9 protein-coding genes are annotated in these 11110 nt (G+C 65.1%); 5 read left to right on the forward strand and 4 right to left on the reverse strand.

Annotation, left to right across the window (positions count from 1 at the left end; all coding sequences use genetic code 11):
• Positions 1–96: 96 nt before the first annotated feature.
• Positions 97–876 carry an enoyl-CoA hydratase-related protein gene (locus CO669_RS30410; protein ID WP_097665547.1) on the reverse strand — a complete coding sequence of 260 codons (780 nt, stop codon included), beginning with the start codon at positions 874–876 and terminating at the stop codon, positions 97–99.
• 213 nt (positions 877–1089) lie between these two features.
• On the opposite strand from CO669_RS30410, the gene CO669_RS30415 reads away from it, so the two are divergent.
• Positions 1090–2364, forward strand: coding sequence for an acyl-CoA dehydrogenase family protein (locus CO669_RS30415; protein WP_097665551.1), 1275 nt, complete (start codon positions 1090–1092; stop codon positions 2362–2364).
• A 126-nt stretch (positions 2365–2490) separates the two neighbouring features.
• On the opposite strand, the gene CO669_RS30420 is transcribed toward CO669_RS30415, so the two are convergent.
• The gene (locus CO669_RS30420) at positions 2491–4068 is read right to left on the reverse strand and encodes a fatty acid--CoA ligase (protein WP_097665571.1); all 1578 of its coding nucleotides are present in this window, start codon (positions 4066–4068) and stop codon (positions 2491–2493) included.
• Positions 4069–4343: 275 nt separating this feature from the next.
• Positions 4344–5216 carry an SDR family oxidoreductase gene (locus tag CO669_RS30425; protein WP_097665575.1) on the reverse strand — a complete coding sequence of 291 codons (873 nt, stop codon included), beginning with the start codon at positions 5214–5216 and terminating at the stop codon, positions 4344–4346.
• 116 nt (positions 5217–5332) lie between these two features.
• Here CO669_RS30425 and CO669_RS30430 point away from each other — a divergent pair, with 116 nt between their 5' ends.
• The 4 genes from CO669_RS30430 (at position 5333) to CO669_RS30445 (ending at position 9233) form a co-directional block, all read left to right on the forward strand.
• The gene (locus CO669_RS30430; RefSeq protein WP_097665578.1) at positions 5333–6142 is read left to right on the forward strand and encodes a crotonase/enoyl-CoA hydratase family protein; all 810 of its coding nucleotides are present in this window, start codon (positions 5333–5335) and stop codon (positions 6140–6142) included.
• 136 nt (positions 6143–6278) lie between these two features.
• Positions 6279–7823, forward strand: coding sequence for an acyl-CoA synthetase (locus tag CO669_RS30435; RefSeq protein ID WP_097665581.1), 1545 nt, complete (start codon positions 6279–6281; stop codon positions 7821–7823).
• A gap of 127 nt (positions 7824–7950) precedes the next feature.
• Positions 7951–8745 (forward strand): enoyl-CoA hydratase/isomerase family protein, encoded by a 795-nt coding sequence (locus tag CO669_RS30440; protein ID WP_097665583.1) that lies wholly within the window; start codon positions 7951–7953, stop codon positions 8743–8745.
• Positions 8746–8828: 83 nt separating this feature from the next.
• Positions 8829–9233 (forward strand): YccF domain-containing protein, encoded by a 405-nt coding sequence (locus CO669_RS30445; protein WP_097665588.1) that lies wholly within the window; start codon positions 8829–8831, stop codon positions 9231–9233.
• A 16-nt stretch (positions 9234–9249) separates the two neighbouring features.
• Here the strand turns inward: CO669_RS30445 and CO669_RS30450 are convergent, their stop codons facing one another.
• Positions 9250–10446 (reverse strand): MFS transporter, encoded by a 1197-nt coding sequence (locus tag CO669_RS30450; RefSeq protein WP_097665592.1) that lies wholly within the window; start codon positions 10444–10446, stop codon positions 9250–9252.
• Positions 10447–11110: the final 664 nt, after the last annotated feature.

Raw genomic sequence — 11110 nt, forward strand, 5'->3', positions numbered from 1 at the left:
GCCAAATCGATAAGCTGCGGCGTACTGGATGCCCCGCCTTCGCGGGGCATGACACCGGTGATGTTGGAACGTCTCGTCCCGGTTAACGGAGAGTCCCTACTTCCCCACCCATTGCGGTGGCCGCTTCTCCGAGAACGCTTTCGGGCCCTCGATGTAATCCTGCGAGGCCGCCATCGCCTTCACGGCCGGATAGTCGCGCTGCTCCGCGATCGCCTGCTCCAGCGAGACGCCGAGGCCCTTCTGGATCGCCTGCTTCGACGCCCGGATCGACATCGGCGAGTTCTTGGTGATCATCTCCGCCCAGCGCAGTGCGGCGGCGAGCGCCTCGCCCTGCGGCACCACCTCGTTGACGAAGCCGAGCTCGAGACCTTCCTTGGCGCTGACATGGCGAGCGGTGAGGATCATGCCCATGGCGCGCTTCAGCCCGATCTGCCGCGGCAGGCGGTGCAGGCCGCCGGCAAGCGCAGCAAGGCCGACGCGCGGCTCGGGCAGGGCGAAGGTTGCATTCTCCGAGGCGATGATGAGATCGCATGCGAGCGCAATCTCGAAGCCGCCGCCCATTGCGACGCCGTTCACGGCGGCGATAACAGGCTTGTCGCAGTCGAATCGCGAAGTGAGGCCGGCGAAGCCGCCCTTGTCCCAGCCGCGCTTGCCGCCCGCGGCCTGCCACTTCAGGTCGTTGCCGGCACAGAACGCCTTGTCACCGGCGCCCGTGACGACAGCGATCCACTGTTCGGGGTCCGCGGAGAAATCGTCGAACACCTTCTGCAGCTCGAAATGCGCATCGGTGTGCAGCGCGTTGTAGACCTCGGGCCGCGACAGCGTCACGATCGTGATCGGCCCTTTGCGTTCCACCTTGGAAAATTTCAGCTCCATCGCGCGCTCCCCGCATTGTGTCGTGAAGGAATGTTGGCCTCATACTACCGCGGGCCGGCGCGCGCGCACCACCAAATTGCGCTGGTGCGCCTTGCGCGCCGGCACGCCTTCGCTCGCTTGACTTGCACGCGCTCTTCTCACCTTAATCGTGCGAAGCAAGAATGCGCCTAGCGCCTTAACGCAAAACGATAAAATCAATCCGGGAGAGAACCTGTGGATTTCTCATTGCCTGCCGATCTCGTCGCCTATCTCGGAGAGCTCGATCGTTTCATCGAACGCGAGATCAAGCCGCTGGAAGAGGCCGACGACAACATCCGCTTCTTCGACCATCGCCGCGAATGGGCGCGGACCGATTTCGAGAACGGCGGCCTGCCGCGTCACGAATGGGAAGCGCTGCTGCGCAAGGCGAAGGACCTTGCGGATGCCGCCGGGCATCTGCGCTTTCCGGTCGCGAAGCAGTATGGCGGCAAGGACGGCTCCAATCTCTGGATGGCCGTGATCCGCGAGCATTTTGCCGCGAAGGGCCTCGGCCTGCACAACGATCTCCAGAACGAGCATTCCATCGTCGGCAACTTTCCCGTCGTCACCATGCTCGACCGCTACGGCCGCGATGACCAGAAGGCGATGATCGACGGCTCGATCAAGGGCAAGTACCGCATCACCTTTGGATTGACGGAACCGCACCACGGCTCCGACGCCACCCACATGGAGACGCGCGCGGTGCCTGCAACGCGAGACAACGTCAAGGGCTGGATCATCAACGGCGAGAAGATGTGGACGACCGGCATGCACGTCGCCACGCATTGCGCGCTGTTCGCGCGCACGTCCGGCAACGACGGCGATGCCCGCGGCATCACCTGCTTCCTGGTCCCGGCCAAGAGCGACGGTGTCAGGATCGAGGAGTACATGTGGACCTTCAACATGCCGACCGACCATCCGCGCGTCAGCTTCACCGACGTGTTCGTGCCTGAGGATGCGCTGTTCGGCGAGGTCGGCCGCGGCCTGTCGCTGGCGCAGTGCTTCGTGCATCAGAACCGCATCCGGCAGGCCGCGAGCTCGCTCGGTGCTGCGGTCTACTGCATCAACGAAAGTGTCAAATACGCGCGTGAGCGCAAACCGTTCGGCCGGGCGCTGGCCGAGAACCAGGCGATCCAGTTCCCGCTGGTCGAGCTTGCGACGCAGGCCGAGATGCTGCGCCTTCTGATCCGCAAGACCGCCTGGGAGATGGACCAGCTCACCGAGGAGCAGATCGAGCGCACGCTCTCCGACCGCGTCTCGATGTGCAACTACTGGGCAAACCGCCTCTGCTGCGAATCCGCCGACCGCGCCATGCAGGTCCACGGCGGCATGGGCTATTCACGCCACAAGCCGTTCGAGCACATCTACCGCCACCACCGCCGCTATCGCATCACCGAAGGCAGCGAGGAGATCCAGATGCGGAAGGTGGCGGGATTCCTGTTCGGTTATATGGGGCCGGGGAAGCACTAGAGGCTTGCACCGGTTTCGTAGTCGTAGGGTGGGCAAAGGCGCTCTCGCGCCGTGCCCACGTCTTTCCGTCCGCGTGGGCACGGCGCGCGAAAGGGCGCGCCTTTGCCCACCCTACGGCACCGTTGGTCAATTCACCCGCCGGTCCTTCCCCGCCCAGTGCGGCTCGCGCAATTGTCGCCGCAGGATCTTGCCGCTCGGGTTCCGCGGCAGCGCCGGCAAAAACTCCACGCTCTTCGGCGTCTTGTAGCCGGCGATGCGCGTCCGGGTGAAGTTGATGATGTCGGTGGCGGTCGCCTCCTTGCCCGGCTTCATCACCACCACGGCCTTCACCGCCTCGCCCCATTTCTCGTCGGGCACGCCGATCACCGCGGCCTCGGCGACATCGGGGTGATCGCACAATGCGCTCTCGACCTCTGCGGGGTAGATGTTCTCGCCGCCCGAGATGATCATGTCCTTGATGCGGTCGTGGATATAGAGGTAGCCGTCCTCGTCCATGTAGCCGGCATCGCCGGTGCGCAGCCAGCCGTCACCGCGCAATGTCGAAGCGGTCGCTTCGGGCAAATTCCAATAGCCGGCCATGTTGGAGCCCGAGCGCGTCGCGATCTCCCCGACTTCGCGCGGCGGCAGCGGCTTGCCGTCCGCATCCAGAATCGCGATCTCGACGCCCGGCAGCGCCTTGCCGGCCGAGCGCATCCGCTCCAGCCCCTCGACATGATCTTCCGGCGGCAGCGCGACGATGGTGCCGGTCGTCTCGGTCATGCCGTACATTTGCACGAAGCCGCATTTGAAGACCTCGATGCATTCCTTCAACAGCGCCGCCGGGATGGGCGAGGCGCCATACAACATGTATTTCAGCCGTGAGAAATCCACCGTCCTGGCGCGCGGCTGCCGCACCACGAACTGCATCGCCGCCGGCACCATGAACAGTTTGGTGATGCCGCTGTGCTCGAAGAAATCCAGCACCTTGGTCGGATCGAATTCGCGCGCGATCACGCCGCGGGCGCCGTGATAGAGCCCCATCACGCCCCAGCCCGACCCGCCGATGTGGAAGATCGGCATTGCCACCAGCGAGACGTCGTCGGTGGACCAGCGGTTCCACTCCGGCTTGTCCGCGGCATTGCCCGTTTGCACCAGGTTGAGGAAGTTGGCGTGGCTCAGCATCGCGCCCTTCGGCTTGCCCGTGGTGCCTGAGGTGTAGAGCTGGATCGCGATGTCTTTCGTGTCGATCGCAACCTTCGGATCGTCGCCGCTCTGCGCATCGCGCCAGGGCGTAAAGTCCTGCCATTCCGGCGCGCCGCCCTCTGTGGTGATGACGGTGCGCACGCCGGGCAGCTGGTCCTTGATCTGCTTAACCTGGGTGATGAACTCCGGCCCGACGAACAGCACGGGCGCCTTGCAGTCGGCGACGATGAAGGCGACCTCGGGCCCGGCGAGTCGCCAGTTCACCGGCGCCATCACCACGCCGGCCTTCATCGCCCCCATCAACAGCTCGAAATAGAGATCGCTGTTCTTGCCGAGATAGGCGATGCGATCGCCCTTCTTCACGCCCATGGCTAGCAGCGCGTTCGCGACCTTGTTGGTCTTGACGTCGAATTCGGCAAAGGATGTCGCGCGGCCTTCGAACTCGTAGGCGATGGCATTGCCGCGGCTCCTGGCGCGCTCGCGCACCATGTCGGCGAGGTCAGTCAATGGCTGTGTGGACATGTCTCTCCCGTGGCGTCTTGTTTTTATGCTGGGGAGTGTGGAGTCAATTGCGGGTGAAGACAAGATGGGAGAGGGGACGCTGGTTGTTGGCGCTGTCGCCACGAACAAGCGCGGTCCGGTGTCCCGGACCCGCTGCAGCACGTAGTGCTGCTGCGCAGAGCCGGGACCCAGCATGCGGTGACATGGGCCCCGGCTCAGCAGCGCATCACGCCGTACCGGACGATGCTTCGCATCGCCGGGGGCGCGCTGCGCTGCGTCCGGGGCACGAGAGTGTGCTACCCCCGCTTCGCCCGATCCTTCTCGTTCTGCGCCATGATGCTGTCGCGCGCGGTTTTCCAGTCGTCGTCGCTCCAGTCACGCAGCTGGTAGAAATTGCCGCCCATGGCGAGCGCCTGCGCGCCGTCCATGGCGATGGTCTCGCCGTTGATCCAGTCGCAGCCGCCGGAGATCAGGAACGTCGCGAGGTTCTGCAACTCCTCCATGGTGCCGACGCGGCCCATCGGGTTCATCGCCTTGGTGCGCGCGCCGGCCTCGTCGCCCGGCTTGATGCGCTTGCTCATGCCCTCGGTCGGAATTTCCCCGGGCGCGATGGTGTTGAGGCGGATGCCGTAGCGGCCCCATTCGGTCGCGAGCGACATCGTCATGGCGTGGATCGCCGACTTGCTCATTGCCGACGGCACGACGTAGGGCGAGCCGTTGCGCACCCAGGTCACGGTGATCGAGACGACGTTGCCGGGCTGCTTGTCCGCGATCCAGCGCTTGCCCACCGCATGGGTCACGTAGAACGTGCCGTGCATGACGATGTTGGCGACCGCATCGAAGCCGCGCGGCGACAGCTCCTCGGTGCGGGAGATGAAGTTGCCGGCGGCGTTGTTGATGAGGTCGGTGAGGCCGCCGTCGCGGAAGATGTTCTCCACCATTTCCTCGACCGCGAGCGCGTTGCGGATGTCGACGCCGTGGCTGGTGACGCGGCCGCCATAGAGATCCATCAGCTCGGTCGCGGTCTCGTCGCACACGATCTTGCGGCGGCCGCAGATGTGAACTTCGGCGCCGAGCTGGAGGAAGCGCGCCGCCATCGACTTGCCGAGACCGGTGCCGCCGCCGGTGACGAGGATGCGCCGGCCGGCCAGAAGATTTTCCTTGAACATGGCTGTTTCCCCCGTAGGGATTGTCAGTTAATTGGTCGATTGACTAAATCCGGCCGCCAGCGTCCTGTAAAGCGGCAACCGGTCAAGAACAGGCAAGAACAGGGGAGAATTCATCCATGGAAGAGCGCGTCTCGATCTCGATCTCGGAAGGCGTTGCCGACGTGCGCCTGGTGCGCGCGGACAAGATGAACGCGCTGGATCAGGCCATGTTCGAGGCTCTCGTCGCCGCAACCGACCGGCTTTCGAAGGACAGAAGCGTGCGCGCCGTCGTGCTCTCGGGCGAGGGCCGCGCCTTCTGCGCCGGTCTCGACATGGGACGTTTTGCCGCCATGAAGGAGAAGGGCGGCAACGGAATTCCGGGTGGCGAAAATCGCGATCTCACCAAGCGCACGCACGGCCAGGCGAACTTCCCGCAACAGGCGGTATGGGGGTGGCGTCAGCTTCCTGTTCCCGTGATCGCAGCGGTGCACGGCGTTGCCTTCGGCGGCGGCTTCCAGCTCTCGCTCGGCGCGGATATGCGCTTTCTCTCGGCGGACGCGCGGATGTCGATCATGGAGATCAAATGGGGTCTCGTGCCCGACATGGCGGGCACGCCGATCCTGGCCTCGCTCGTGCGCGACGACATCTTGCGCGATCTCACCTACACCGGCCGCATCTTCTCCGCGCAGGAGGCGATGACCTACGGCCTCGCCACGCGCATCTGCGACGACCCGCGCGCCGCCGCGCTCGACGTCGCGCGCGAGATCGCCGGCAAGAGTCCCGATGCGATCCGCGCGGCAAAACGTCTGCTGAACAATCTGTCGGTCGATCCGGGTCCGGCGCTGCTCGCGGAATCCGTCGAGCAGCAGAAGCTGATCGGCAGCGCCAACCAGACCGAGGCGGTGCGCTCGAACCTGGAGAAGCGCGCGCCGAAGTATGCGGATTGAGGTCGTGATTCCGGGATGCGCCAAAGGAGCAGACCCGGAATCCATCGCGCCTCATTGTCCGCCGTGAGATGGATTCCGGGCTCGATGCTTCGCATCGCCCCGGAACGACAGCCGCCAACAACAAAGAAGAACAAAAATGAGCGAAACGTCTGACTTCCTCGGCATCGTCTCCGGCGACCGCCGCCGCACCCATGCCGAGGTCGCATCCCGCGCCGACCGCATCGCATCGGGCCTTGCCAAAATCGGCGTCCGCCAGGGCGATTGCGTCTGCATGCTGATGCGCAACGACATCGCGTTCATCGAAGCGGCCTACGCCGCGATGCGCCTCGGGGCCTATGGCGTGCCGATCAACTGGCACTTCAAGCCGGAGGAGATCAACTACATCCTTGGCGATACCGGCACGTCCGTGCTGATCGGGCATGCCGACATGCTGCATGCCTTGCGCGATGCGATTCCCGCAGGCGTCACCGTGCTCAGCGTGCCGACACCGCCGGAGATCCTGTCCAACTACAAGATCGATCCCGATCATCTGACGACGCCGGAGTTTGCGATCGATTTCGAACCCTGGCTCGCGCAACACCAGCCCTACGAGGGCCCGGTCGTGCCGCAGCCGATGAACATGATCTACACTTCGGGCACGACGGGCCATCCCAAGGGTGTCCGCCGCAACGCGCCGACGCCGGACCAGCAGGCGGCCGGCGAGCGCATGCGCGCGATGATCTATGGGCTCAAGCCCGGCGCCCGCGCGATCCTGCCGGGCCCGCTCTATCATTCCGCGCCGAACTCGTTCGGCATCCGCGCCGGCAAGCTCGGCGGCGCGCTGGTGCTGATGCCGCGCTTCGAGGCCGAGGAGTTCCTGGAGGCGATCGAACGTTTCAAGATCGACACCATCTTCATGGTGCCGACCATGTTCATCCGCCTGATGAAGCTGCCTGAGGAGGTTCGGAGGAAGTACGACGTCTCCTCGCTGCGCCACGTCATCCATGCCGCCGCGCCGTGTCCGGCGGACGTCAAGCGCGCCATGATCGAATGGTGGGGGCCGGTGATCTACGAATTCTACGGCTCGACCGAGTCCAGCGCCGTGACCTTCGCAACCTCGGAAGACGCGCTGAAGAAGCCCGGCACGGTCGGCAAGGTCTCGCCCGGGGCGGAGCTGCGCTTCATCGGCGACGACGGCCGCGTGCTTGGCGTAGGCGAGATCGGCGAGATCTATTCCCGCATGGCGGAGCTCGCCGATTTCACCTACCACAACAAGCCGGAGAAGCGCGCCGAGATCGATCGCGACGGCTTCATCACCTCCGGCGATGTCGGCTACATCGACGCGGACGGCTATGTCTTCATCTGCGACCGCAAGCGCGACATGGTGATTTCGGGCGGCGTCAACATCTATCCCGCCGAGATCGAATCCGTGCTGCATGCCGTATCGGGCGTGCACGATTGTGCGGTGTTCGGCATCCCCGATGCCGAGTTCGGCGAGGCGCTGATGGCGGTGGTGGAGCCGCAAGCCGGCGTCACGCTCGACGCCGCAGGTGTTCGCGCGAGCCTGAAGGCGCATCTGGCCGACTACAAGGTGCCCAAGCACATCGAGATCCGCAGCGGCCTGCCGCGCGAAGACTCCGGCAAGATCTTCAAACGCCGCCTCCGCGATCCCTATTGGGAGCAGGCGGGGCGGAAGATCTGACGAGGTGCCGTAGAGGCATGCCGTAGGGTGGGCAAAAGCGCGTAGCGCTGTGCCCACGATTTGGAAGTGGTGGGCACACTTCGCTTTGCCCACCCTACGAGATCAGGGGATAAGGAGACACTCGCACATGACCGACGCCGCAACCGAAGTCCTCTACGAAGTCGCCGACCATATCGCGACCGTCACCCTCAACGCGCCGGAGCGCATGAACACGATTTCCGGTCCGATGCTGAACGATCTGGCGCGGCTGCTGACCGAAGCCAACGAGGACAAGAACGTCCGCGTCGTCATCCTCACCGGCAAGGGCAGGGCGTTCTGCGCCGGCCTCGATTTGCGCAAGGAGCGCGACGGCAACGGCCTCAGCGCCGCGTCCTCGCCGACCACGATCAACCTGCGCAACACGCCGCCGACGGTGTTGCAGGCGATGGACAAGCCGACCATCTGCGCAGTCAACGGCGGCGCGGCCGGCTACGGCATGGACACCGCGCTCGGCTGCGACATCCGCATCATGGCAGAGTCCGCAAAGCTCGCCGCCGCCTTCGTCAAGCGCGGCGTGGTGCCGGAATCCGGCGGCACCTGGCTGTTGCCGCGCATGCTCGGCTGGGCCAAGGCCTCCGAGCTGATCTTCACCGGCCGCACGCTCGGCGCCCGCGAATGCCTCGACTGGGGCCTCGCCAACGAGGTCGTGCCGCACGCCGAGCTGATGACCCGCGCCACCGCGATAGCCCGCGAAATCGCCGCCAACGCGCCGCTTGCCGTGCAGGCCTCCAAGCGCATGATGCGGATGGGCCTGAACGAAAATTTCTCCGACCACGTCCACCACGTCTATCTCCAGCTCCTGCCGCTGTTCAAAACCCAGGACATGGCCGAGGGCATGAAGGCGTTCATGGAGAAGCGCGAGCCGAAATTTACGGGGCGGTAGCCGGCTGCGGCTATCGGACCGTCCTGGCGGGGACAAAATTCGATCCTATATAGACGGCGTCGTTGGCTCCCTCGGATTATCCCATGACCCCCGTTTCCATGCTGCTCAACATCCTCTGGATCCTCATCGGCGGCGCCTGGATGGCGGCCGGGTGGCTGATCGCCGCGGTCATCATGGCCGTCACCATCATCGGCCTGCCCTGGGCGCGGGCGGCGTTCAACATCGCCGTCTACACGCTGCTGCCGTTCGGCTCGCGTGCGGTCAACCGCTACGATGTCACGGGTATCGAGGATGTCGGCACCGGCCCGCTCGGGCTGATCGGCAACATCATCTGGTTCGTGCTCGCCGGCTGGTGGCTGGCGCTCGGCCACTTGTTGACCGCGCTGGCGCTTGCGATCACCATCATCGGCATTCCCTTTGCCTGGGCGCATCTGAAGCTCGCCGGCATCGCGCTGTGGCCGATCGGCAAGGTGATCGTGCCGGCCTAAGTCGGCACATCTGAGATCAAATCTCCTTCCACCAATGCCAGGTTGCGGCCATGGCCAGCAGGCCCAGCGCGCCGGTGACGGCCGTGGCGTTGTGGGATCCGATGCGGTCGGCGAGCCAGCCCAGCCAGAAGAAGCCGAGCGGACCGATGCCGATGCAGACGGTGAGGACGCCGAGGATGCGCGAGCGCATGTCCGGTGGCGAAGCGAGGTAGACCAGCGTGGCCTGCATCGTTCCAAAACCGGCGCCGCCGATCCCCGTCACGATCAACGCCGCCCCCGCGAGCGCCGGGCTCTGCGACAGCGCGAACGTCACGACCGTCACCATGTAGCAGAGCACGCCGCCGACAAAGGCCCGGCCGTACCATCTCGGGGTCAGCCACAGCGCCAGCACGAGAGCGCCTGCGAAGGCGCCGATGCCGTCCATGGTCGCGAGCAGGCCGACGCCCTCGGGGCCCAGATGCAGGCGATCGCGCCCGATCACCGGAATCATGCTGGTGAACGGCCAGGCAAAGACATTGTAGATGATGGTCACGATCAGCACGCCGCGGATACGTTTGTCGCTGCGTGCGAGGGCGAGACCCTCGGCGATGCGCGCCAGCACGGGCCCCGCCTGCACAGCGTGAGCATGGTGTGCGCGGATCGTCAGGACGGCCGCCAGCGCCGCGCCATACATCAGCGTGCTCAACAGCAGGACGCCTTGCAGACCCGCTCCGGCGAGCAGGGTCCCGCCGATCACGGGACCAACCATGCGGCTGGCATTGCTGGCGCCGACGTCGAGCGACATGGCGAGGCTCATCTTCTCGCGGCCGACGGCCTCGCCGATCATGACGCGCCGCACCGGATTGTCGGTGCACCAGCCGCAGCCGTTGACGAAGCTGGCGAAGGCGAGATGCCAGATCTCGAGCCGTCCGGTCGCGTTCAGGATTGCGACGATGGCGGAGGTGCCGGCCATCAGAGCCACGACGACGAAGAGCATTCGACCGCGGTCGAGGCGCTCGGCGAGCGCACCGAGAAACACGCCGAACAACCCCATCGGAAGCAGGCGGAGCATGGTCATCATGGCGACGAGAAACGCGGACTCGGTGCGCTGGTAGACGACAACCCCGACCGCGACGGTCTCCACCCAGCGGACGGTGGCGATAATCAGCCCAACCCACCACAATCGCCAGAAGTCCGGTGCGTCGATGATCCGCCGGAACGGCGATTTGCTCACAGCCTCGTTTCCTCGCGGGCACTTCTCGGCCCTTTGCTCTTCAACTACCGGAAGCGCGCCGTATGAAACAAGCCCTTTTCAACAAGCAATTCTTGGGAACCAATTGTCGGTGGGGCTCAACCTCTCGCGCTGCCTGACGGGCAAAACACGCTAGTTATAGGTCAAGGCATGGACCTGCAAAAGATTCTGATTGACCGAATTCGCTGTTTCGGCTAAACCGCATTCCATCCCGGCCCGTCAAAAGGGACGTTTCGCGATCGTCACGATACGGTGGTTGGGATGCGATGGACGCGGTAGCGCCGGCGCGTGAGGCGGTGGCAGGGCGGGCGAGGCTCGTGAGCCGTCGCGATCCGCGGCACGACACGGCGCGGTCACAGCGGTTCTTTTCGGCATCGGGAGTGAGCACGCGCGAGCTTCCGGTTGTTCGGGGAGGGACGTCCGCGGACGGCAAAAGCGTGTGGTCCTGATGCCCGGGGTTCTGGCGTCAAGGCTTGCGGTGATGAAGCGGCCCGACCGGGTGCGCGCATCGTTCATCCGCAAGGCGACGGGGGCAATAGTGCATCGCTCCCCGGGGAGAGCGCGCCATAAGCCGTAACACCATTGCGCAGGGAAGGCCGGTGTCCGGCATCACCTGTGGTCACCCCGCGTGCGTTCTTCGCGTGCG

The sequence above is a fragment of the Bradyrhizobium sp. Y36 genome, from assembly GCF_002531575.1.
Taxonomy (GTDB): Bacteria; Pseudomonadota; Alphaproteobacteria; order Rhizobiales; family Xanthobacteraceae; genus Bradyrhizobium.